Here is a 24006-nt window from a genome sequence, read left to right on the forward strand (position 1 = left end):
TATGTGCTCTGTGTTTTTTTTTTTTGTTATTTTTTATTATAGAGCCAATCCGGGCGGCGCGGGCGCGGCGCGCCCCGCGCCCCCCCCCCCCCCCCCCCCCCGCCCCGCGGCCGGAACCGCGGACCACAGGAACCCGGGACACGTACAACCATTCGACGAACCGGGCTGTCCCAGAGGGTGTCGCCTGCGTGACCGCACGGGCGACAGCAGGTCTCGTTCTTCTGGGGGTTGTCATCCTGTACCCGCACTCCGCGCGTTCCGTCCGCACCGGCCGACGTCACCTCACGGCCGCCGTCGCCACGGCCCTCGCCGTCACCCTCGGCGGGGCCGTCCTCACCGCCGCCCCCGCCTCCGCCGCCACCGACGCCGTGACGGCCGAGGCGGGGACCACGAACCCGAAGCCGGTGGTGCTCAAGGCCACCGACCGGCTCGACGCCGTCGGCGCGACCGGATTCGTCGCGGGCGGACGCTGGTACGCGTACGCGGACGGCAGTTCCGTGCCGCTGACCGCGCCGAGCTACGACAGCGCGGGGGGCGATGTCGTCGCGACCGGTGACGACTACGCGCTGACGGCGTCCCGCGTCGTCACGCTGCACGACATGGCCACCGGCGCCGCGCCCGTCACCTTCGACCTGAACAGGCTGAACGCCCGCTACGTGAAGGCCGTCGGCCCCGCGTCCCTCCTCGTGCAGGTGGCGCTGGAGGACGGCTCCGTCGAACTGCGGCTCGCCACCGCGGACGGGGACCGGATCAGCCAGCGGAAGATCGCGGGAGTCCCCGCCGGGAAGACCTGGTTCAGCGCCTCCACGCCCCTGAACGGCTCCGTCGCCGTCCAGTACTTCTCGGGCGCGGACACGGCCCGCAAGGCCCAGTACGCGGTGGTCGACCTCGCCGCCGCCGAGGCCGTCTCCGTCCTGGCCACCTCGCCCACCCACAACGGCGACGTCAGCCTCTCCGCCACGCACGTGCTCGCGGCCACCACGAAGGGCGCCGAGGGCTACCGCGGCTTCGTCGCGCTCGACCGCGCCACCGGCGAGGAGACCCCGGTCGACCTCGGCCTCGACTCGGACCTGGTCACCGGACTCACCGGCTCCTGGGCGACGTACGCCGCCCGGACCGGCCTGACCGACGAGGGCATGCTCGACGAGACGCGCAAGGCGCTCGTGCCGCTCCGGGCCCGGTCGCTGACGAGCGGGGAGTCCGTCCGGCTCCTCGACCACGTCTCCAAGGCCCTCACCGCGCCCGACGGTTCGCTGATCGCCGAGGGCGGCACCGTCAAGGACGACGAGGGGCTCTACCGGATCGCCCTGGACGCGGACGGCAGGCCCACCGCCCGCCTCGTCGCCTCCAAGGGCGTGCCGACCGAGGTCGTCCCCCGGGGTACGGACATCCCCTACTCCGTCCGCCTCGACGGGAACACCACCCTCAAGTGGCGTTTCTCCCGGGTCAACATCGACGTGCACCTCACGCTGCGGAACCGGGCCACCGGCGCCTCCTTCTCGTACACGATGCCCCTCTCCACCGAGTCCGCCGGCTCGCCGTACTACTACGGCGACAACACCGTCGGCATCACCTGGGCGCGCATCGCCGAGCTGTCCCAGCTGGGCAGGGACGCGCGTTCCGGCATGTACGAGTGGACCATCCGCGCCGTCCCGCAGAACGGCGTCGGCCCGGACGCGGAGACGTCCGGCACCTTCCAGGCCACCCACCTCGCCGACCTGCACGACATCAAGCAGAACGGGGGCCCGTCGCTCGTCCTCCGGGACGCCGCCGGGCAGATGAAGCGGATCGACACCCGCTACGACGCCGCCACGAAGACCCTCAAGCCGACCGGGGCGCCCGTCGCCGGCGGCGGCGGATGGGGTGCCTACGACCGGATCGAGGCCGTCGGGGACGTCGACCACATCGACGGCGGCGACGTCGTGGCACGCGACCGCGACGGCTTCCTGTGGCTGCACCCGGGCGCCGGCAGCAGGTGGAGCCCGACGTTCACGCCCCGCCAGCGCGTCGGCGACGGCTGGAACACCTACGCCCGCTTCACCGGCGGCAGCGACCTGACCGGCGACGGCCGCGCCGACCTGACGGCCGTCGACGCGCGGGGCGACCTGTACCTGTACGAGGCCACCGGCTACGGGCCCCAGTGGTACAAGGCCCGCAAGAAGACCGGTCACGGCTGGGACATCTACCACCAGATCACCGCCGTCGGAAACATCGCCGGAGCGGGCGCCGGTGACCTCGTCGCCCGCGACAAGGACGGCGTGCTCTGGCTCTACCTCGGAAAGGGCGACGGCACCTTCGCCCCGCGCACGAGGATCGGCGGCGGCTGGAACGCCTACACCGACACCGTCGGCATCGGCGACGCCGACGGCGACCGCGTCACCGACCTCCTCGCCTACGGGCCGAGCGGCGCCGCCTTCTTCTACAAGGGAACCGGCGACTGGAAGGCACCCTTCGCGCCCCGTGTCGCGAGCCCGGCCCTCAACGGCGCCGGCGCCTACAACATCGTCTTCTGATCTCCGGACCCCCAGGGAGCCCACTGTGAACCCCGTACGCACCGCGCGTCCGGCGCGGCGCCGTGCCAAGGCCGCCGCCGCCGTCGTCGCCCTCTCAGGCGCACTCGGCGCGGGCGTGTCCCCGGCGAGCGCCGCGCCGTTCCCGTCCTACCGTCCACCGAACCTGCACGGCCTGAAGAACCCGTTCCTCTCCCCGGACCTGCTCGCCCGGGACGCCTCCGGGAAGCTGTGGCGGATCGGCAGCGTCCGGGACGCGAGCGGCAGGAACTTCACCGCCGCGGGAGCCCCGGTCCTGGAGGGCGGCGGCTGGCAGACGTACGACCGGATCGAGATGGTCGGCGACGTCACCCCGGACGGCTACCCGGACGCCGTCGCCCGCGACCGCGACGGCGTCCTGTGGATGTACGCCGCGAAGAGCGCGTCGTACGCGGGCTCCTTCTGGACCCGCACGAGGATCGGCGGCGGCTGGAACGCGTACACGATGTTCACCGGCGGCAGCGACCTGCGCTACGACCTCCACCCCGACCTCGTGGCGGTCGACCAGCGGGGCGATCTGTACCTGTACGAGGGCTCCGACGGCTCGGGCGACCGCGAGTACCTGCCCCGGCGCAAGATCGGCCACGGGTGGGGCGTCTACGACCGGATCACCGCCGTCGGCAACGTCGGCGGCGGGATCGAGGGCGATCTCGTCGCACGCGACAAGGCGGGGGTCCTCTGGCTGTACCTCGGCAAGAAGGACGGCACCTTCGCCCCCCGCACGAGGATCGGCGGCGGCTGGAACGCCTACGCCGACGTCATCGCCGTCGGCGACGTCGACGGCGACTGGCGCAACGACCTCTACGCCTACGGTCCGGACGGCACCGGACACCTCTACCGGGGCACCGGCGAGTGGAAGGCGCCCTTCGCGTCGCGCGTCGCCAACACGACCCTGAAGGACTCCGGGATCAAGGCCGACCTGGTCTTCTGATCCCGGCCACGTCCGCTCCGCCCGACGGCGACCGGTCCGCCCCGGTCGCCGTCGTCCCCGGCGCCACGGTCGTACAACCCTTCGACCACCTCATGGGTCTCGCGGGTGTGACGGAACCTCCGTCCCACCTCCCGCCCCGTCACGAGGACCACGCCATGCCTCTCCCTCCCCGTCCGACCCGTCGCGCGCTCGCCGTCGCGGCCGGAACGGTGCTCGCCGTCACCGCCGGCGTCGCCCTGACGCCGCCGGCCGTCGCCGCCCCGGCCGCCGTCGCCGCCCCGGCCGCCACCGACGCGACCGAGCGGCTCCCGCTGCTGTCGGGCGTCCTCGCGGGGACGGGGACGAGCGGCTACCTGACCCGCGAGGACCTGGGGCGCGAGGGAGTCTTCTTCCGCTGGGTCCGCCACTCCGACGGTGCGGTGACCCTGATACCCCACGACTACACCGTCCAGCACATCAACGGCACGGACAGCGTCGTCTCCGAGGACCGCACCACCGCGACGATCCGGGACATGACGACGGGCGCGGTCGTCCGGACCGTCCCCAACTCCGCGCTGTACCAGCAGTGGGTCCTGGGAGCCGTCGGCTCCACGCTCCTGTCCCTCTCCACGGACGGGACGACGGGATTCCAGAAGCTGCGCGTGTACCGCCCCGACGCGACCACCTTCGCGACCGGCCTGCCCGCCGACGCGACCGGGGTCACGGTCGGGACGGTCCAGGGCGGCGGCGTCGCCGTCGGCTACGAGGCCGACGGCGCGCGGTACCGGGCCGTGCTCGACCTCGCGACGAGCACGCTCAGCGGCGCCGTGCGCTTCCCGCTCTCGCACGGCGCCTGGGTCGGAGACAGGTCGGAGACCACCAGCGCCTGGCAGGCGGACAGTGCCGCGCCCCTCGTCATCGAGGACCTGAGGACCGGCGCCCGGTCCTCCGTCGACCTCGGGTACACCCACAGCCCGGTGGTCCGAGTCCTCGGCGACTGGGTGCTCTTCGGCGACACCCGCGGCTTCTACGAGCCGTCGCCCCTCCAGGCGCTCCGCGGCCGGACCGTGTCCGGCCAGGAGGTCCGCCTCCTCGACACCGTCACGAAGGCCATCCGCGAGCCCGACGGCTCGCTCCTCGTCCAGGGCGGCACCCTGGCCGACGGCGAGGGCCTCTACCGGATCCGCGTCGGCTCCGACGGCAGGCCGGCGGCGACCCGGATCGCCTCCAACGGCAAGCCGCTGAAGCTCGTCGCCGGCCCGTCGAAGATCCCCGCGGTGCTCGACCTCGACAAGAACCGCACCGGGGTGAACCTCGACTGGCCGCTGTCCCGGCTCAACGCCGAGGTCACCGTCACCCTCCGCCACCAGCGCACCGGCAAGGCGCGCACCACGGTCCTCTACCCGGCGAGCAACGACTACGTCGCCGAGGGCCTGGTCCGCTTCGCCTGGGACGGCACCCTCGACGGCGGCGGGCGCGCCTTCAACGGCGCCTACGACTGGAAGATGACCGCCGCCCCGCAGGACGGGCTCGGCCCGGCGGCCACCGCCTCCGGCTCGTTCACCGTCACCCGCAGGGCGAACGCGAGCGACCTGACGGACAACGGCTCCCCCGACCTGATCGTCCGGAACAGCGGCAGACTCGACCGGCTGGACCTCACCCACTCCTCGACGCTGCCGGGCTTCAACGCCCTCCGCACCGAGATCGGTTACGGCTGGGACGTCTACGACCGCGTCGAGACCACCCGGAACATCGCCGGCTCGGCCCTGCCCGACCTCGTCGCCCGCGACAGGAAGGGCGACCTCTGGCTCTACCAGGGGAACAGCGGGGGCGGGTTCGGCGCCCGCGCCCGGATCGGCGGCGGCTGGCAGGTCTACGACCAGATCGCGGCCGGCTCCGACCTGAACCGCGACGGCCGCCCCGACCTCGTCGCCACCGACAGGGCCGGCGACCTCTGGCTGCACAAGGGCACCGGCGTCGCCAAGGCCCCCTTCGCGCCCCGCACGAAGATCGGGCACGGCTGGAACACGTACGACCGGATCGCCGCGACCGGGAACATCGGCGGCGACCCGTCCGGCGACCTCGTCGCCCGCGACCGGTCCGGCGTCCTCTGGCTGTACCTCGGCAGGGGCGACGGCACCTTCGCGGCCCGCACCAGGATCGGCGCCGGCTGGAACACCTACGCCGACTTCACCTCGGTGGCGGACGCGAACGGCAACGGCGTCGACGACCTCGTCGGCATCGACAGCCTCGGCGACGCCAGGCTCTACCTCGGCACGGGCAACTGGAGGGCGCCGTACACCCGCCCGCAGGCGCTCGGGGGCGGCGACTACGACGACAGGCTGCTGGGCTGACCGGGGCGCCGGCCGGAGGGGCCCGTCCACCGGCCCCTCCGGCCGGCGCGCCCGGAAACGCCGCCCCTCGCCGACGGGCTGCGGCCCGGTCCCGAGCCCGTCGGCAGGGTGCTCCCCGGTGCGGAGCGGCGGCCGTGGTCAGGACTGCTGCGTGGCGAGCCGCTCGGCCGATGCGCGGCGGTGGGCCTGGAGGGGGTCCACGAGGACGCCCGAGCCCTTGCCGGGCGTGTGGTTCCAGCCCCGGATCTTCGCCGCGGCCCGGGTGAGGCGATCGTCGCCGGGCGGGACGTCGATGGAGAACAGCGACTCGTCCGGCCTGGCGTCGTCACCGCCCCAGCGCACCACGCCGTCGCAGTCGGCGAGGATGTCCCGGATCACCAGCTCCTCCAGCGGGAAGAAGCCGCCGCGGGCCCCGGAGGGATAGGAGCCGGGCCGGATCTGGACGGCCGTACCGGATGCCAGGTTGGACTCCGCCAGGCCCTTGCGTACGGAACCGGGCTCGCGCCAGCCGACGACCTCGCCCGCGCGCAGGGCGTCGATCTCGTAGTGGAACCGGGTGATCACGTGGACCAGGACGGTCTCCACCTCGGCCATGCGCATCCGGACCCCGTCGAGCGGGGTGCCGGGGACCGGCCTGGTGTAGATGTGACCGCGGTCGTCCGCGGTCTTCTCCATCTCCCAGCCGTTCTTGGAGGGAGTCCCCGTCAGCACGCGCTTGTTGCGCTCCTGCGCCTTGCGGATGCCCTCACGGATCTTGTGCGGGTCCGGGGTGCTGCCCGCGGCGAAGGCGGGAAGGGACAGCGCCTGCGACGCGGCGACGCCGGCCGCCACGAAGGCGGCGCGTCGCAGGAGGGTGCGGCGATTGATGTCCACGGTCACTTCTTCGTCTCCTCGAATCCTCTTACCGATGGTGGGACGTTCGGCCACGTCAGACGTTCCGGGAGATGGAGTTGTACTTCTCCATGATCTGGTAGAGGGCGGTCCGCTGCCGGGCGTGTTCGGTCGCCTCGGTGCCCTCGGCGCCCTGGTACCGGCGCAGGATCTGGTAGATCTCGCTCTCCGTGTAGTCGAGGCTGATGGGGCGCATGGCCTTCTCCGGAATGGCGTTGCCCGGAGCCCCGCCCGCGTTCCAGAGATGGATCAGGGGAACGGTGGACATGGCGAACTGTTCGTCGAAGCGGCACTTGTTCCAGATGTTGTACTTGGCCTCGGCGTTGGTGACGTCGCGGATCTCACCGGTCTCGTAGCCGTTCCGGATGGCGTAGTTCCACGCGAGAGCGGCCGTCAGGCCGAACTGCTGGGCTATTCCGGTGGAGCTGTCCTTGAAGTAGCCGGTCGTCAGGAAGGTGTCACGGACCACCTCGTCGACCGTCAGGTCGATCGGGTCGATGTGCCGCATCTCCCAGTAGGCGGTCGTCTGGATGAGCGCCTTGCGCATCTTGTACTTGTAGGCGAGATAGGTGGTGACGGTGTCCCATTCGAGGACGACCCTCCGGAAGCACTCCTCGTGGGTGTGCGACCTGAGGCCGCCGTCGTTGGGAAATCCGATCGACTCCATGTACTTGCCGACGTCCGTCCGCATCGCCGAGATGACGCTGGAGGCGAGGTTGGTGTCCGGCAGGGGAGTTCGGGGGGCGTTGAACGAGCCCTGTCCGACATCGCGGCCCGAGGCGATGTTGACGTCGAGATTGATCGCGCCGTCGCCGGTGCCGATGGTGCGGGTGACGATCTGGTCGTAGGCCCAGTTCGCGGGCAGCGGATATCCGAAGTTGCCGGAGAATCCGGACGACATGTCGGAGACGAACGAGGCCGTCGCGTGACCCGCCTCGCCGACGCGCGTACAGACGTTGCGCGGTCCGTAGACGCCGATGCCGAACCGGTTGCCGTCGTCGGCGATCGCGTCCGCGATGCCCTTGAAGTGGGGCAGGACGTTGCTGGTGACGTCCGCGTCGAGGGCGTCGAAGTCGACGGCGAAGAAGATCCGCGTCCCCGCCTTGAAGCCGTGGTCCAGTGCCGCGTTGATGGCGGACTGGCCGGCCGCACGCCCCTGGGGGTAGCTGAAGTTGGAGGCGTCACGGCCGAACGTCTGGTAGATCGGGAAGCAGCGCAGCCCGTTGTCGGCGATGGTCTTCAGCTCGCCGGGCTGGATCGCCTTGTGACGCAGGGGGTCCTGGTCGTTCTCCGGCGGGACGGGGTTCGTGAGGTAGCGCCCCACGTACTTGACGCCGTTCGCCTTCAGCGTGGCCGCCCGCGCCGGGGTGATCAGCGTGATGCCGTCGCACGCTTCGCCGTTGCGGGACTGGTCGCCGTACGAGACCAGCAGCGAGGCCCAGGTCGAGAAGTTGCCCGTGCCGGTGACCGGAAGCATCGCGAACGACTGGAAGGCGCTGACGGCGGAGGAGAGGCTGCCGGTGAAGGTGGAGGTGAATTCCACGGGCCGCTGGTTGAGCACCATGCCGGCCGAGAAGAGCCGCACCCACGTGCCGGAGTCGCCCGTGGCGACGGGGTGGCTCTTCAGCCCGCTCTGCGTGCCGGGTCCGAAGACACCGTTCGCCGTGCCGTCGGCCATGCCCAACTCGTACTGCACGGCGAACAGCATGGATTTGGCCACGTCGCGCGAATGGTGGCCGTCCGCCGGAATGATGTTGAAGTCCCGGCGGTTCAGGTACGACCCGTTCAGCCATCGCTGCACGGTCCGGATGGATTCCGAGCCGCCGTTGACGGTGACGTAGGCGTCCATGTTGAGCAGGCCCTTGAAGACCTTGGGCACCAAGGAGTCGCCGGGAAAGGCGGATTCCACTCCCATGTCCCGCTTGAGACTGGTGATGGACGCCGACACCCGGGAGTTGTACTTCCCGTCGATGTCGCCCCCGTCGTACCCCTTGCAGTACAGGCCGGACTGGATGATCCGCGCGAAGTTCGCGGACGGTACCGTGCCGGCGTCGAGGACCGGGTACTTCGACTGGAGCGTGCTCAGGGTCGTCGGGCCGAACGAGTCCGAGAGGGTCGCGATGCCGAGCTCGTACTGGAGCGCGCGGGTCAGCGCGAACATCACCTTCCAGCTGGTGACCCCGTTCTCGGCGACGGGCTCGATTCCCAGCCTTCCCGCGTACGTGACGTTGATGAACTTCTGAGCTCTGAGCACCATCTCGTCGGCCATGCGGCAACTCCCGTCGGTCGCGACAGAGGCACGTCACGGCATGGCGATGGGTCCCCCATGACCACAACGCCCCCCGGCATTGATTGGCGCGTGCTCCGGCCACCTGGGCGGAAAGCGTCGCGTTTGATCAACTTAAGCGCCGGAGTGGGCCCATGGCAGATCAAAGAGCGACGCGAAGGAAGTTGGCCAGAAAAAACCTGTTGCCGGCAGAGGCCGCGACGGTCAGCAGGTCTGGCCGGGTGCGCACTCCATGGCGAACTCCCAGAAGAGCAGAGCGAGGGCGCACACGGCGAGGGACACCGCGCCCATGACCGCGAAGCGCCGACGGGCCGGCCGCTGCCGCGAACGGAGGGCGATCAGGAGCCCGGCGGCGGGGGCGACCACCACACCGCCGATGCCCGACCACAGCAGCACGACGGAGACGGCTTCCCAGAACGGATCGCGATCGCGCGAGTGGAGACCGACGACCGTCGCGAGGACGAAGGCGACGGGCGACGCCAGCCACCACAGGGACAGCCCGGCGATCGTCCGCCTGGTGGAGGCGGAGAGGGTGACGGGACTGCCGGACGGGGCGCTGCGGACCGGAGCGGAACGGTGGGGCGGCATGACCGAACCGTACGTCCTCCCGCGTTGCGCGGGTCGGGCCCGGCGGCCGCTACGCACGCGGAATTCGGTGCCGTGTGCGGCGTGTCACACCCAGGAGTCGCGGGATCGCCGTGGGATCGTTGACGCGGCTCCACATCCGGGCTCCGCCCCCACCCCCGGGGCGAGAAGGCGTGGACCGGGCGAGGCAGCAGGCCGGGGACGTCCGTCCTGCCGCACCGACGCGAAGCGGTCACCGCACGCGAAAACACCCCTCAAGGGGGCGTTTTCGCAGGTCAGATCGTTTTTCCGTGGTGGGGCGGGTGGGACTCGAACCCACGGCCGACGGATTATGAGTCCGCTGCTCTAACCGGCTGAGCTACCGCCCCGAACGGTGAGGCGCGTACATGTGTGCGCGCCGTCTGCCGCAGCATAGCCGCTCATACGATCTCCTGCTCCGGATGATCGGCTCTGCTCGACCATGAAGACCGCACCGCGCCGCCGATGGTTCCCGCAGACGCGAAAAAGGACCCCGAAGGGTCCTCTTCCGTCTCGCTCCCCCGACTGGACTCGAACCAGTAACCCTCCGGTTAACAGCCGAATGCTCTGCCAATTGAGCTACAGGGGATCGCGCTCCCCCGACTGGACTCGAACCAGTAACCTGCCGGTTAACAGCCGGCTGCTCTGCCAATTGAGCTACAGGGGATTGCTGCGTTGCACCGATCGTACCCAGTCCGGCTGAACCGGGAGGGCGCTCGCTCGCTGCGAGACATACATTAGCGCAAGCAGGGGGGTGCTCCGCCAATCGGTATCCCCAGGGCCTCCAGGGAAGGATCGCAGCCGTGCGGTACAAGCTGACGTTCGTCGTGGGACTCGCCCTCGGTTACGTGGTCGGCACGCGGGCCGGGCGCGAGCGCTACGAGCAGATGAAGAAGTCCGCGAGGGAGTTCGCGCAGAACCCGGCCGTCCGGAACGCGGCGGAGTCCGCCGCCCAGACCGGGCGGCAGGCCGCGGGCAAGGCGGCCCACGCCGTGGGCGACCGGCTGCCCTCCTCCGTGACCGACCGGGTGCAGGCGCTCCGCGGCCGGGGCAACGGCAAGGTCGACGAGGAGGACTGGGGCACCAGCAACACCTGAGGCCCCGCGTGCGGCAGAATCATGTGTCATGGGGATAGTCGCCGGACTCGACAGCTCTGCGGAGTTCACACGCATCGTCGTCTGTGACACGGACACGGGTGCCGTACTGCGGCAGGGGTACGCCGCACATCCCGGCGAACCCAAGGCCGCGGACGTCGATCCGCAGACCTGGCTGCTCTCGCTCGGGGAGGCCGCCACCGGCGGGCTCCTGGAGGGCGTGGAGGCCATCGGCGTCTCCGCGCAGCAGTACGGGCTCGTGCCGCTCGACGCGCAGGGCGGCCTGGTGCGGCCCGCGCTCGTGCGCAACGACAAGCGGGCCCAGGTCGCCGCCGCCGACCTCGTCGAGTCGCTGGGCGGACGGCAGGCCTGGGCCGAGGCCGTCGGCAGCGTGCCCGTCGCCGGACAGCCGGTCGCCAAGCTGCGCTGGCTGGCCCGGAGCGAGCCCGAGAACGCCCAGCGGGTCGCCCTGGTCCTCCAGCCGCACGACTGGCTCGTCTGGCAGCTCCTCGGCCGTCCCGCCCGCCGCACCACCGACCGCGGTGCCGCCTCCGGCACCGGCTACTGGTCGGTGGGCACCGGCACGTACCGTCCCGACCTCGTCGAGCTGGCCCTCGGCCACCTGGCCGTGCTGCCCGAGGTCCTCGGGCCCTCCGACGCGGCCGGCATCACCCCCGAGGGCCTGCTCGTCTCCGCCGGCACCGGCGAGACGATGGCCGCGGCGCTCGGCCTCGGGCTCGGCCCCGGCGACGCGGTGGTCTCGCTCGGCGCCTCCGGCTCCGTGATGGCCGTGCACCACGAGGCCCTCGCCGACCCCACCGGCATGATCACCTCCTTCGCCGACGCCACCGGCATGTACCTGCCGGTGGTCTCCACCTCCAACGCGGTGCGGGCGCTGCGCGGCACCGCCGAGATGCTGGGCGTGGAGTCGCTGGAGGAACTGTCGGCGCTGGCGCTCAAGTCGACGGCGGGTGCCTCCGGGCTGGTCCTGCTGCCCTATCTGGAGGGCGAGCGGACCCCGGGCCTGCCGCACGCGGCGGGCACGCTCAGCGGGCTGCGGCGCGAGTCGATGAAGCCCGAGCACCTCGCCCGGGCGGCGTTCGAGGGAATGCTCTGCGGGCTCACCGACGCCATGGACGTGCTGCGCGGGCGGGGCGTCGAGGTCCGGCGGGTCTTCCTGCTCGGCGCGGCGGCCGCCCTGCCGGCCGTACAGGCCCTCGCTCCGGCGCTCTTCGGCGCCCAGGTCGTCGTCCCCCAGCCCGCCGACTACGCGGCGCTCGGCGCGGCCCGCCAGGCCGCCTGGGCGCTCGGGGTCGCACGGGGCACGCTGTCCCCGTCCGCTCCCCCGGCCTGGCAGGGCGCCGTCGCACAGATCCTGGAGCCCGGTGACGACCTGTCCGCCGGGCAGGCGGTCCGGCAGCAGTACGTGGCGACGCGGGAGCAGATCCACCCCGGCGCCTTCGGATCGTAAAGTCTTGCCCAGGGCTCCGCCCGCACCCCGAAACCGAGTCGTAACGCTCCCGGGGTGCGGGCGATAGTAGGAGCCGTGCTCATAAGACTTCTCCGAACCCACCTGCGGCCGTATCGAAAACCCATCGCGCTGCTCGTCCTGCTGCAGTTCCTGCAGACCTGCGCGAGCCTCTACCTGCCGACCCTGAACGCCGACATCATCGACAACGGTGTCGTGAACGGGGACACCGGCTACATCCTGCGCTTCGGCGCCCTGATGGTCGGCGTCTCCGTCGTCCAGGTCGTCTGCAACATCGGGGCCGTGTACTACGGCGCGCGGACCGCCTCGGCGCTCGGCCGCGACGTGCGCGGCGCCGTCTTCGACCGGGTGCAGTCCTTCTCCGCCCGCGAGCTCGGCCACTTCGGCGCGCCCTCCCTGATCACCCGTACGACCAACGACGTGCAGCAGGTCCAGATGCTGGTCCTGATGGCGTTCACGCTGATGGTCTCCGCGCCGATCATGTGCGTCGGCGGCATCGTGATGGCGCTCGGCCAGGACGTCCCCCTGTCCGGTGTGCTGCTCGCGGTGGTGCCGGTCCTCGGCGTCGCCGTCTCGCTCATCGTCCGGAGGATGCGGCCGCTCTTCCGCACGATGCAGACGCGCCTCGACACGGTGAACCGGGTGCTGCGCGAGCAGATCACCGGCAACCGCGTCATCCGCGCCTTCGTGAAGGACGGGTACGAGGAGGAGCGCTTCCGCGGCGCCAACGGCGAGCTGACCGAGGTGTCGCTGGCGACCGGGCGGCTGATGGCGCTGATGTTCCCGACGGTGATGACCGTCGTGAACGTCTCCAGCGTCGCCGTGGTCTGGTTCGGCGCGCACCGCATCGACAGCGGCGGGATGGAGATCGGCGCGCTGACCGCCTTCCTCGCCTATCTGATGCAGATCGTGATGGCCGTGATGATGGCCACCTTCATGTTCATGATGGTGCCGCGCGCCGAGGTCTGCGCCGAGCGCATCGAGGAGGTCCTCGGGACGGAGACCAGCGTCGTGCCGCCGGCGGAGCCGGTGACGAAGCTGCTCCGGCGCGGGCACCTGGAGGTCAGGAGCGCGGACTTCCGGTACCCGGGCGCGGAGGAGTCGGTCCTCAAGGACGTGGAGCTGGTCGCCCGGCCCGGGGAGACCACCGCGATCATCGGTTCGACGGGCAGCGGCAAGTCGACGCTGCTCGGGCTCGTGCCCCGGCTGTTCGACGCCACGGGCGGCGAGGTCCTCGTCGACGGCGTGGACGTGCGGAGGCTCGACGCGAAGCTGATGGCGAGGACCGTGGGGCTCGTCCCGCAGAAGCCGTACCTCTTCTCGGGGACGGTGGCGACGAACCTGCGGTACGGGAAGCCCGACGCGACCGACGAGGAGCTCTGGCACGCCCTGGAGGTCGCCCAGGCCAAGGACTTCGTGTCGAAGCTGGAGGGCGGTCTGAACGCCCCCATCGCCCAGGGCGGCACCAACGTCTCCGGCGGGCAGCGGCAGCGGCTCGCCATCGCGCGGACGCTCGTGCAGCGGCCGGAGATCTACCTCTTCGACGACTCCTTCTCCGCGCTCGACTACGAGACGGACGCCCTGCTCCGGGCCGCGCTGGCCGAGGAGACGGCGGACTCCACCGTGGTGATCGTCGCCCAGCGGGTGTCGACCATCCGCGAGGCCGACCGGATCGTGGTCCTCGACGAGGGCCGGGTCGTGGGCACCGGACGGCACCGGGAGCTGATGGCCGAGAACGAGACGTACCGGGAGATCGTGCTCTCCCAGCTGACCGAGGCGGAGGCAGCCTGATGGCCGGTCCTGGCGGACGCATGATGGCCGGCGGCGGCCCCGACCAGCGGTCGATGGACTTCAAGGGCTCGGGCAGGCGGCTGCTCCGGCAGCTGGCGCCCGAGCGCGGCGCGCTCTGGGTGATGCTCGTCGCCGGCGTGCTGTCGGTGGCGGCCTCCGTGGTCGGGCCGAAGATCCTCGGCAAGGCGACGGACCTGATCTTCGCGGGGGTCGTCGGGCGGAACATGCCCGAGGGCGCCACGAAGGCGCAGGCCCTGGAGAAGCTCCGCGCCGACGGCGACGGCGGCATGGCCGACATGCTGTCCGGGGTCGACTTCACCCCCGGCCACGGCATCGACTTCGGCGCGGTGGGCGAGGTGCTGCTGTGGGTCCTCGCGGTCTACGTGGCGGCGGGCCTGCTGATGCTGGTCTCCACCCGCATGTCGATCAAGGTGATCAACCGGACGGTCTTCCGGATGCGGGAGGACGTCCAGACGAAGCTCGCGCGGCTCCCCCTGTCGTACTTCGACAAGGCGAAGCGCGGCGAGGTGCTGTCCCGGGCGACCAACGACATCGACAACATCTCCCAGACGCTCCAGCAGTCGATGGGCCAGCTGGTCAACTCGCTGCTCACGATCGTCGGCGTGCTGTTCATGATGTTCTGGATCTCGCCGCTGCTCGCCCTGGTCGCGCTGGTGACGGTGCCGGTCTCGGTGTTCGTCGCGGCGAAGATCGGCAAGCGCTCGCAGCCGCACTTCGTGCAGCAGTGGAAGTCCACGGGCACGCTCAACGCGCACGTCGAGGAGATGTACACCGGGCACGCCCTGGTGAAGGTCTTCGGGCGGCAGGAGGAGTCCGCGCAGGACTTCCGCGAGCAGAACGAGGCGCTGTACGAGGCCGGGTTCAAGGCGCAGTTCAACAGCGGTGTGATGCAGCCGGTGATGTTCTTCGTCTCGAACATCAACTACGTCCTGGTGGCCGTGGTCGGCGGTCTGCGGGTCGCGACCGGCAGCCTGTCCATCGGTGACGTGCAGGCCTTCATCCAGTACTCGCGCCAGTTCTCGATGCCGCTGACCCAGGTCGCGTCGATGGCGAACCTGGTGCAGTCGGGTGTGGCCTCGGCGGAGCGGATCTTCGAGCTGCTCGACGCCGAGGAGCAGGAGCCGGACTCCCCGACCGCGGAGAAGCCGGTCGACCTCAAGGGCAAGGTGGCCCTGGAGGGCGTGTCCTTCCGGTACGAGGAGGACAAGCCGCTCATCGAGGACCTGTCGCTCACGGTCGACCCGGGCCAGACGGTCGCGATCGTCGGCCCGACCGGCGCCGGCAAGACGACCCTGGTGAACCTGCTCATGCGGTTCTACGAGGTGACGGACGGCCGGATCACCCTGGACGGGGTGGACGTCGGGCGGATGTCCCGCGAGGAGCTGCGCAAGCGCATCGGCATGGTCCTCCAGGACACCTGGCTCTTCGGCGGCACCATCGCGGACAACATCGCGTACGGCGCCACGCGCCCAGTGACCCGCGCCGAGGTCGAGGAGGCGGCGCGCGCCGCGCACGCCGACCGGTTCATCCGGACCCTGCCCGACGGGTACGACACGGTGATCGAGGACGACGGGGCGGGGGTCAGCGCGGGCGAGAAGCAGCTGATCACCATCGCGCGGGCGTTCCTGTCGGACCCGGTGATCCTCGTCCTGGACGAGGCGACGAGCTCGGTCGACACCCGCACCGAGGTCCTGATCCAGAAGGCGATGGCGCGCCTGGCCCACGGCCGGACGAGCTTCGTCATCGCGCACCGGCTCTCCACGATCCGGGACGCGGACGTGATCCTGGTGATGGAGAACGGCTCGATCGTCGAACAGGGCACGCACGAGGAGCTGCTGGCGTCCGGCGGGGCCTACGCCCGGCTGTACGCGGCGCAGTTCGCGCAGGCGGTCGCCGAGGTCGACTGACCCGGCCCGCACCGAGGGGGTGTCCCGCCCGTCCGGCGGGGCACCCCCTCGTCAGTCCAGGTAGCCCCTGAGCTGGTCGGCGTAGGCGTGGTCGCGGAGCTTGTTGAGGGTCTTGGACTCGATCTGGCGGATGCGTTCGCGCGTCACGCCGAAGATGCGGCCGATCTCCTCCAGGGTGCGGGGCCTGCCGTCGTCGAGGCCGTAGCGGAGCTGGACGACCTTCCGTTCGCGTTCGCCGAGGGTGGAGAGGACGTCCTCCAGGTGGCGGCGGAGCAGCAGGAAGGCGGCGGACTCGACGGGTGAGGCGGCGTCGCCGTCCTCGATGAGGTCGCCGAGGGCGACGTCCTCCTCCTCGCCGACGGGCGCGTGCAGCGAGACGGGTTCCTGGGCGAGGCGGAGGACCTCGCCGACCCGCTCGGGGGCCAGGTCGAGCTGGGCGGCGACCTCTTCGGCGGTGGGTTCGTAGCCGCGTTCCTGGAGCATGCGGCGCTGGACGCGGATGACCCGGTTGATGAGTTCGACGACGTGCACGGGGACGCGGATGGTCCGGGCCTGGTCGGCGAGGGCCCGGGACATGGCCTGGCGGATCCACCAGGTGGCGTACGTGGAGAACTTGTAGCCGCGCGCGTAGTCGAACTTCTCGACGGCCCGGATGAGTCCGAGGTTGCCCTCCTGGACGAGGTCGAGCATGGTGAGGCCCCGGCCCACGTACCGTTTGGCGACGGAGACGACGAGGCGGAGGTTGGCCTCGATGAGCTTGCGCTTGGCGATCCGGCCGAGGACGACGATCCGGTCCAGGTCGTGCGCCAGCCGGCTGTCCAGGTCGGGGGTGCTGGTGAGTTTCTCCTCGGCGAAGAGCCCGGCCTCGACGCGGCGGGCGAGGTCGACCTCCTCCTCGGCGCTGAGCAGCGGGATGCGGCCGATCTCGCGCAGGTACTGGCGGAACAGGTCGGAGGAGGGGCCGTTGCCGCCGGAGTCGCCGGTGCGGCGGCGCTGGACGGGTATCTCGGGGGGTTCGGCCTGCTCGTCCGGTTCGGTGGTGGTCTGGATCTCGGTCTGCACGGCGGGCGACCTCCAGGTGGGGCGGAACGGCTCCGTCACCCAGTGTGGGGTACGACACATCGCCGCCACGAGGGGCGTGCGGTGACTTTTTGAGTCCGGACCGTGACCGACGGTCAGAGTGCGGCGGCGCCGTTGTTCCGGAGGGACTGGCCGTACTGGGTGAGGACCCAGAGCTCGTTCTGCACGGCGGCGAGCTGCTCGGGGTCGCCGTGCGCGCCGAGCCGGGCCAGGGTGCCCTGGACGTCGCGGATGCGGCGGTCGACGGCGCGGAGGCGGACGGTGACGAGCTGGTCGCCGGCGTAGGCCTCGTCGACGGTCTTGGCGAAGATCGTCTCGACGGCGAGTTCGGTGACGAGGGCCCGGACCGAGTCGTTGGGGGCGGCCTCGCGGACGGTGTCGAGGTAGTCGGAGGGGGCGCCGGTGGCGCCGCCCGCGTCCTGGACGCACTGGCGGACGGCCGCGTAGGGCGGGGCGGTGAACTCGTCGGCGCCGTACGCGTCGAAGGCCGGGGAGACCAGTTCGGGCCGCTGGAGGGCGAGCTTGAGGAGTTCCCGCTCGGTGCGGTGGGCGGGGCTGCGCAGGTTGAGCGCGGGGCCGGAGGGCGCGGCGGCCGGGGCGGGGGTGTCGTACGTCCGCTGGGGCTGCTGCTGCCGGCCGGGTCCCCGCTCGCCGCCCTGGCGCTGCCAGCGGGCGATCTGGGCGACGCGCCGGACCACGAACTGGGTGTCGAGGATGCCGAGCATGCCGGCGAGCTGGACGGCGACCTCGTGCTGGGAGGCGACGTTCTTGATCTTCGCGACGATCGGCGCGGCCTCGTCGAGCGCGGCGGCACGGCCCGCCGGGGTCTCCAGGTCGTAGCGGCGGACGATCTGGCGGAGGGCGAACTCGAAGAGCGGGGTGCGGGGCTGGACGAGTTCGACGACGGCCTCGTCGCCCTTGGCGAGGCGGAGCTCGCAGGGGTCCATGCCGTCGGGGGCGATGGCGATGTAGGTCTCGGCGGCGAACTTCTGGTCGTCCTCGAAGGCGCGCAGGGCGGCCTTCTGGCCTGCGGCGTCGCCGTCGAAGGTGAAGATGACGCGGGCCGAGCCGTTGTCCATGAGGAGCCGGCGGAGGATCTTGATGTGGTCGCCACCGAAGGCGGTGCCGCAGGTGGCGATGGCGGTGGTGACGCCGGCGAGGTGGCAGGCCATGACGTCGGTGTAGCCCTCGACGACGACGGCCCGGCTGACCTTGGCGATGTCCTTCTTGGCCAGGTCGACGCCGTAGAGCACCTGGGACTTCTTGTAGACCGGCGTCTCGGGCGTGTTGAGGTACTTGGGGCCGTTGTCGTCGTCGCGGAGCTTGCGCGCGCCGAAGCCGACGATCTCGCCGCCGACGTCCTTGATCGGCCACATGAGGCGGCCGCGGAAGCGGTCGATGGGGCCGCGGCGGCCGTCCTGGGAGAGGCCGGAGAGGATCAGTTCCTTGTCGGAGAAGCCCTTGCCGCGCAGGAAGCGGGTGAGGTGGTCCCAGCCGGCCGGGGAGTAGCCGACGCCGAAGTGTGCGGCGGCGGCCTGGTCGAAGCCGCGCTCGGCGAGGAACTTCCGGCCGATCTCGGCCTCGGCGGAGCCCAGTTGGCCGGCGTAGTACTCGGCGGCGATCTTGTGGGCCTCGATCAGGCGGATGCGTTCCCCGCGCTGGTGGCCGGGGTTGTAGCCGCCCTCCTCGTACCGCAGGGTGATGCCCGCCTTCGCGGCGAGGCGCTCGACCGTCTCCGAGAAGGAGAGGTGGTCGATCTTCATCACGAAGGCGATGGTGTCGCCGCCCTCCTGGCAGCCGAAGCAGTGGAAGAGTCCCTTGCTGGGGCTGACCTGGAAGGAGGGCGACTTCTCGTCGTGGAAGGGGCAGAGGCCCTTGAGGTTGCCGCCGCCCGCGTTGCGCAGTTGGAGGTACTCGGACACGACGGCGTCGATCGGGACCGCGTCCCGTACCGCCTTCACGTCGTCATCGTTGATCCTGCCTGCCACGCATGAAGTCTACGGGTGTCCCACCCCATTCAGATCAGGCTCTCCAGGGGTACGGAGGGGTCGGCGAGGGCCTCCTGGTCCACGGCCGTACGGGCCCGGATGAGGTCCTGGATCGGGCCTGTGACGTCCCACACATTCACGTTCATGCCGGCGAGGACCCGGCCCTCCTTGAGCCAGAAGGCGATGAACTCGCGCTTGCCGGTGTCGCCCCGGACGACGACCTGGTCGTACGTCCCCGGGGGCGCCCAGCCGGAGTACTCCATGCCGAGGTCGTACTGGTCGGAGAAGAAGTAGGGCACCCGGTCGTACGAGACGTGCTGCCCGAGCATGGCGCGGGCGGCGGCGGGGCCGCCGTTGAGGGCGTTGGCCCAGTGCTCGACGCGGAGCCGGGTGTGCAGGAGCGGGTGGTGGGCGGCGGCCACGTCCCCGGCGGCGTAGACGTCGGGGTCGGAGGTGCGCAGGGACTCGTCGACGGCGATGCCGCCGCCGTCGGCCCGGTCGACGAGCGCGAGCCCGGAGTTCTCGGCGAGGACGGTACGGGGGGCGGCGCCGATCGCGGCGAGGACGGCGTGCGCCGGGTGCTCCTCGCCGTCGTCGGTGCGGACGGCGAGGACCATCCCGTCCTGGCCGACGATCTCGGTGAGCCGGGCGCCGAAGTGGAAGCGGACGCCGTGGTCGGTGTGCAGGTCGGCGAAGAGCTGGCCGAGCTCGGGGCCGAGGACCCGGTGCAGCGGGGTGGGGTCGGCCTCGACGACGGTGACCTCGGCGCCGTAGCCGCGGGCGGCGGCGGCGACCTCCAGGCCGATCCAGCCGCCGCCGGCGATCACCAGGTGGCCGTTGTCCCGGCCGAGGCCGGCGAGGACCTGGCGGAGCCGGTCGGCGTGGGCGAGGCGGCGCAGGTGGTGGACGCCGGCGAGCTCGGTGCCGGGGACGTCGAGGCGGCGCGGCTCGGCGCCGGTGGCGAGGAGCAGCTTGTCGTAGCGGATGACGGTGCCGTCGCCGAGGCGGACGGTGCGGGCCTCGCGGTCGATCGCGGTGACGGACTGGCCGAGGTGGAGCTCGACGTCGTTCGCCGCGTACCAGGCGGCCTCGTGGACGAAGACGCTGTCGCGTTCCTTGGCGCCGGTCAGGTAGCCCTTGGAGAGCGGTGGGCGCTCGTACGGGTGGTCGCGTTCGTCGCCGATGAGGATCACCCGGCCGTTGAACCCCTCGGCGCGCAGGGTCTCCGCCGCCTTGGCCCCTGCCAGGCCCCCGCCGACGATGACAAAGGTCTGATCTGCGTCGACCACGTCGTTTCCTCCTCGTTGCGACCGGTTCCAACCTACGCCCCCGGGCGTTCGTCCCGTCGTACCTCTCCGGGCCGTGCCTGCGAGGGTCCCGTACGGAGGGGGGCGACGGAAGAGGGCCACACCGGCCCCGGAGCGGCCGCGAGCCCGGCAGGACCCGAAAGGGACGGCCTAGCGCGGGACGCGGAGGCGGGCGTGCAGGGCGCGGGCGGAGGCGTCGGTGAGGTTGGCGATCTGGTCGACGATGACGCGCTTGCGGGCCCGGTCGTCGCGGGCGGCGTCGAAGGCGGCCCGGAACTGCGGTTCGAGTCCGTCGGGGGCGCGGGCGACGAGGGCCTCGGCGAGCTCGGCGACGACGATCCGCTGGTCGGCGCGGAGCGCCTCCTGCTCGGCGCGCTGCATCACGTACCGGTCGGCGACGGCCTTGAGGACCGCGCACTCGTTGCGCGTGGCGCGGGGGACGACGAGCTCGGCGGCGTACCGGGTGAGGCGGCCGGAGCCGTGGGTCCCGCGGGTGGCGCCCTCGGCGGCGAGGCAGAAGCGGCCGATGAGCTGGCTGGTGGCGTCCTTGAGGCGGGCCTGGGCGCCGGCCGAGCCGTCGTAGCCGTGCGGCCACCACTCCTGGTCGACGAGCCGGTCGAGGGCCTCGGCGAGCTCCTGCGGGTCGGTGTCGTCCGGTACGTAGCGGCCGATGGCGACGGCGAAGATGTCGGCGCGCTCGGGCTCGGCGTACAGCAGGTTGGGGTCGATGTGCCCGGCGTGCAGTCCGTCCTCGAAGTCGTGGACGGAGTAGGCCACGTCGTCGGACCAGTCCATGACCTGGGCCTCGAAGCACTTGCGGTGGGCGGGGGCGCCCTGCCGGATCCACTCGAAGACGGGCAGGTCGTCCTCGTACACGCCGAACTTGGGCGAGCCGGGGTCCTCGGGGTGGCCGCCGCGCGGCCACGGGTACTTGGTGGCGGCGTCGAGGGCGGCGCGGGTGAGGTTGAGCCCGACGCTGACGGGCTCCCCGTCGGCGTCCTTGACGAAGCGCTTGGGCTCGATGCGGGTGAGGAGCCGGAGCGACTGGGCGTTCCCCTCGAAGCCGCCGCAGTCCTTGGCGACGTCGTTGAGCGCCTGCTCGCCGTTGTGCCCGAAGGGCGGGTGGCCCATGTCGTGGGAGAGGCAGGCGGCCTCGACGAGGTCGGGGTCGCAGCCGAGGGCGGCGCCGAGCTCGCGGCCGACCTGGGCGCACTCCAGGGAGTGGGTGAGCCGGGTGCGGGGGCTGGCGTCCCAGGCGTGGCTGCGGGTGCCGGGGGTGACGACCTGGGTCTTGCCGGCGAGCCTGCGGAGCGCGGAGGAGTGGAGCACGCGGGCGCGGTCGCGCTGGAAGGCGGTGCGCCCGGGGCGTTTGTCGGGCTCGGCGGCCCAGCGTGCGGTCGCGGCGGAGTCGTATCCGGGGGTGTCGGTGAGGTCTGCGCTGTCCTTGGTGTCCTCGATGCCTTCCATGTCTCGACGGTAACCGGAGGGACCGACAGAAGAGCTCAGACGGCGGCGAGTTCCCTCGCGGGAAGGGGGGTGCGGGCGCGGTCGTAGCGGTGCAGGACCAGCCGGGCGAGGGCCGGGTGGTCGCCGAGCGGGGCGGAGGCGATCCCGGGGGCACGGGCGGCGGCGCGGGCCGCGAAGAGGCCGGGGGCGGTGAAGCAGGAGGCGACGGCGATCCGGTGCCGGCCGCGGGCGGCGAGCGCGCAGAGGGCTTCGGGGACGGTGGGGGCGGCGGCGGAGGCGTACGCGGGGAGGACGGGGACGCCGCCGAGGCGCTCGCCGAGCAGCGCGGCGATGCGGCGGGTCTCGGCGGTGGACCGGGGGTCGCGGGAGCCGGCGGAGGCGAGGACGACGCCGTCTCCCCCTCCGGGGGTCCAGCCGGCCTCGGCGAGGCGGTCGGCGAGGGCCTCGACGAGGAGGGGGTGGGCGCCGAGGGGTGCGGCGACGCGGACGGTGCCGGGGGCGGCGGCCGCGGCGGCGGGCAGGTCGTGGGTGACGTGGTGGCCGGGGGCGAGGAGGAGGGGGACGAGGACGGCGTCCCGGCCGTCGGCGGCGGTCTCCGCGAGGGCGTCGGCGAGGAGCGGGGCGTCCAGCTCGATGTGGGCGAGGCGGACGTCGAGCCCGGGGCGGAGCTCGCGGACCCGGTCGAGGAGGCGGCCCAGGGTCTCCCGGGCGCGCGGGTCGCGGCTGCCGTGGCCGACGGCGACGAGGGTGGGGGCGTTCATGGGCGGGCGCGTCCCCGGGAGGGGGAGGTGGCCGAGCCGGGCGCCGAGCTCCTCGGTGATCCTGCCGAGGAGCCCGGCGGCGCTGTCGCACGTGCGGTCCGGATCCGTCATGGACCGATCCTGGACGGAGGAGATTGCCTGCCCGTTGCGCGGGGGTCACGACTGGTTGCCGTGACCTCACGGACGCCGTGCGGGGGGTGTCAGGCCACCTGCGCGCCGTCGGGGAGCTCCGTCCCGTCGGGGCGCCACACGTAGCGGACGTCGGGCTCGCGTTCCTCGTTGCGGTGACCGTCGGTGTACTCGGCGGCGACGAAGCCGTGGCGTTCGTAGAAGCGCCGGGCCGGCCCGTTCGCCTGGAACGTCCACAGCGTCAGCCCGGCGGCCCGGCTCTGCTTGGCCAGCTCCACGAGACGGTCGCCGATGCCGCGGCCGCGCCACGGCGGATCGATGTAGAGCTGGTCCAGGTCCTCGTCGTCGAGCACCATCATGGCGACGACCGAGCCGCCGGCGGTCGCCACCCAGGTCTCCTGGCCGGGGACGACGATCTCCCGGAGCCAGTACCGGACCTCGTCGTCCGTATGGGCCCGGCGCACGTCGGGAAGCGCCGCGGCGTAGGAGCGCAGCCACACCTCGGCCACGTCGGCGGCGTCGGCGGCGGTCGCGCGGCGGATGACAAGGTCGTCGATGATCATGACGCGGATCGTATGAGGGGACCGCCCCTCTCCTCCCCCCTTTTTTCATTCCGAATCACGGAATATCTTTTCCACTATGAGAATGTCCCCGCCTGCGCTCCCCCGGCGCGCCGCAGCCGAGTTCATCGGCACCGCCGCCCTCGTCGCCGTCGTCGTCGGCTCCGGCATCCGCGCCGACTCCCTCAGCCAGGACATCGGCGTCCGGCTGATCGCCAACGCCGCCGCCTCCGCCCTCGGCCTGGGGCTCCTCATCGTCCTCATCGGCCCGCTCTCCGGCGCCCACTTCAACCCCGTCGTCACGCTCTCCGAGTGGTGGTCCCGCCGCCGGGAGGGCAGGGGGCGGGACGTGCTCGTCTACATCGCCGCCCAGATCGCCGGGGCCGTGACCGGCGCCCTGCTCGCCGAGGCCATGTTCGGGCGGGCTCCCGGCGCCTGGTCCACCGAGCCGCGCACGGCGCCGCACCTGCTGCTCGGGGAGGCCGTCGCCACCGCGGGGCTGGTGCTCGTCGTGCGGGGCCTGCGGCACATCGGGCGGCCCGGCCTCGCCCCGGTCGCCGTCGCGGGGTACATCGGCGCGGCGATCTGGTTCACCTCCTCCGGGTCCTTCGCCAATCCGGCGGCCACCCTCGGCCGCTCCTTCTCCGACTCCTTCACCGGCATAGCCCCCGCGTCCGTGCCCGCCTTCGCCGCCGCCCAGCTGCTCGGCATGCTCCTCGGGATGGGCCTCGCCGGTGTGTTGTACGGAACAGACGGGGCGTCCGGTGAACCGAACGCCGCCGACGCGCGTCGGACGGGGTGACAGAACGCCGCCGAAC

17 protein-coding genes and 3 tRNA genes are annotated in these 24006 nt (G+C 71.9%); 8 read left to right on the plus strand and 12 right to left on the minus strand.

Annotation, left to right across the window (positions count from 1 at the left end):
* Positions 1-188: 188 nt before the first annotated feature.
* From ACFV2S_RS02860 to ACFV2S_RS02870, 3 genes are all read left to right on the plus strand, one after another.
* Positions 189-2513, plus strand: a complete 2325-nt coding sequence (locus ACFV2S_RS02860; RefSeq protein WP_385553661.1) for an FG-GAP repeat domain-containing protein — start codon at positions 189-191, stop codon at positions 2511-2513.
* A gap of 25 nt (positions 2514-2538) precedes the next feature.
* The gene (locus tag ACFV2S_RS02865; protein WP_385553663.1) at positions 2539-3480 is read left to right on the plus strand and encodes an FG-GAP repeat domain-containing protein; all 942 of its coding nucleotides are present in this window, start codon (positions 2539-2541) and stop codon (positions 3478-3480) included.
* 155 nt (positions 3481-3635) lie between these two features.
* Positions 3636-5813, plus strand: coding sequence for an FG-GAP repeat domain-containing protein (locus tag ACFV2S_RS02870; protein WP_385553665.1), 2178 nt, complete (start codon positions 3636-3638; stop codon positions 5811-5813).
* A 138-nt stretch (positions 5814-5951) separates the two neighbouring features.
* Here ACFV2S_RS02870 and ACFV2S_RS02875 read toward each other — a convergent pair whose 3' ends face one another.
* From ACFV2S_RS02875 to ACFV2S_RS02900, 6 genes are all read right to left on the minus strand, one after another.
* Positions 5952-6692 (minus strand): hypothetical protein, encoded by a 741-nt coding sequence (locus tag ACFV2S_RS02875; protein ID WP_385553667.1) that lies wholly within the window; start codon positions 6690-6692, stop codon positions 5952-5954.
* A 49-nt stretch (positions 6693-6741) separates the two neighbouring features.
* The gene (locus ACFV2S_RS02880; protein ID WP_385553669.1) at positions 6742-8973 is read right to left on the minus strand and encodes a glycoside hydrolase domain-containing protein; all 2232 of its coding nucleotides are present in this window, start codon (positions 8971-8973) and stop codon (positions 6742-6744) included.
* A 222-nt stretch (positions 8974-9195) separates the two neighbouring features.
* Positions 9196-9579, minus strand: a complete 384-nt coding sequence (locus ACFV2S_RS02885; RefSeq protein ID WP_385553671.1) for a hypothetical protein — start codon at positions 9577-9579, stop codon at positions 9196-9198.
* Between the two features lie 288 nt (positions 9580-9867).
* A tRNA-Ile gene (locus ACFV2S_RS02890) sits at positions 9868-9944 on the minus strand.
* Positions 9945-10110: 166 nt separating this feature from the next.
* A tRNA-Asn gene (locus ACFV2S_RS02895) sits at positions 10111-10183 on the minus strand.
* A gap of 5 nt (positions 10184-10188) precedes the next feature.
* Positions 10189-10261: transfer RNA gene (locus ACFV2S_RS02900), tRNA-Asn, on the minus strand.
* 136 nt (positions 10262-10397) lie between these two features.
* Between ACFV2S_RS02900 and ACFV2S_RS02905 the strand changes: the two genes are divergently transcribed.
* The 4 genes from ACFV2S_RS02905 (at position 10398) to ACFV2S_RS02920 (ending at position 15896) form a co-directional block, all read left to right on the plus strand.
* A complete protein-coding gene (locus tag ACFV2S_RS02905; RefSeq protein ID WP_385553673.1) occupies positions 10398-10691 on the plus strand; it encodes a YtxH domain-containing protein in 294 nt (97 codons plus the stop codon).
* Positions 10692-10719: 28 nt separating this feature from the next.
* Entirely contained in the window at positions 10720-12159 is a 1440-nt protein-coding gene (locus ACFV2S_RS02910; RefSeq protein ID WP_385553675.1) for an FGGY family carbohydrate kinase, read from the plus strand.
* A gap of 75 nt (positions 12160-12234) precedes the next feature.
* Positions 12235-13968 carry an ABC transporter ATP-binding protein gene (locus ACFV2S_RS02915; RefSeq protein ID WP_385553677.1) on the plus strand — a complete coding sequence of 578 codons (1734 nt, stop codon included), beginning with the start codon at positions 12235-12237 and terminating at the stop codon, positions 13966-13968.
* On the plus strand, positions 13968-15896 hold the full coding sequence (locus tag ACFV2S_RS02920; protein ID WP_385553678.1) for an ABC transporter ATP-binding protein: 1929 nt from the start codon (positions 13968-13970) through the stop codon (positions 15894-15896). The genes ACFV2S_RS02915 and ACFV2S_RS02920 overlap by 1 nt, the downstream gene beginning before the upstream one ends.
* Positions 15897-15947: 51 nt before the next feature.
* On the opposite strand, the gene ACFV2S_RS02925 is transcribed toward ACFV2S_RS02920, so the two are convergent.
* The 6 genes from ACFV2S_RS02925 to ACFV2S_RS02950 form a co-directional block, all read right to left on the minus strand.
* On the minus strand, positions 15948-16958 hold the full coding sequence (locus ACFV2S_RS02925; RefSeq protein WP_385554360.1) for an RNA polymerase sigma factor: 1011 nt from the start codon (positions 16956-16958) through the stop codon (positions 15948-15950).
* Between the two features lie 113 nt (positions 16959-17071).
* A complete protein-coding gene (gene dnaG, locus ACFV2S_RS02930; protein ID WP_385553680.1) occupies positions 17072-18964 on the minus strand; it encodes a DNA primase in 1893 nt (630 codons plus the stop codon).
* Positions 18965-18993: 29 nt separating this feature from the next.
* Complete coding sequence (locus tag ACFV2S_RS02935; RefSeq protein WP_385553682.1) at positions 18994-20253, minus strand: NAD(P)/FAD-dependent oxidoreductase; 1260 nt, start codon at positions 20251-20253, stop codon at positions 18994-18996.
* A 168-nt stretch (positions 20254-20421) separates the two neighbouring features.
* Positions 20422-21738 carry a deoxyguanosinetriphosphate triphosphohydrolase gene (locus ACFV2S_RS02940; protein ID WP_385553684.1) on the minus strand — a complete coding sequence of 439 codons (1317 nt, stop codon included), beginning with the start codon at positions 21736-21738 and terminating at the stop codon, positions 20422-20424.
* 35 nt (positions 21739-21773) lie between these two features.
* Positions 21774-22610: a sirohydrochlorin chelatase gene (locus ACFV2S_RS02945; protein WP_385553686.1), complete on the minus strand. Its 837-nt coding sequence runs from the start codon at positions 22608-22610 to the stop codon at positions 21774-21776.
* Between the two features lie 89 nt (positions 22611-22699).
* Positions 22700-23191, minus strand: coding sequence for a GNAT family N-acetyltransferase (locus tag ACFV2S_RS02950; protein WP_383786588.1), 492 nt, complete (start codon positions 23189-23191; stop codon positions 22700-22702).
* Between the two features lie 76 nt (positions 23192-23267).
* On the opposite strand from ACFV2S_RS02950, the gene ACFV2S_RS02955 reads away from it, so the two are divergent.
* Positions 23268-23990, plus strand: a complete 723-nt coding sequence (locus ACFV2S_RS02955) for an aquaporin (protein WP_385553689.1) — start codon at positions 23268-23270, stop codon at positions 23988-23990.
* Positions 23991-24006: the final 16 nt, after the last annotated feature.

Source organism: Streptomyces sp. NPDC059695, from assembly GCF_042733785.1.
Taxonomy (GTDB): Bacteria; Actinomycetota; Actinomycetes; order Streptomycetales; family Streptomycetaceae; genus Streptomyces.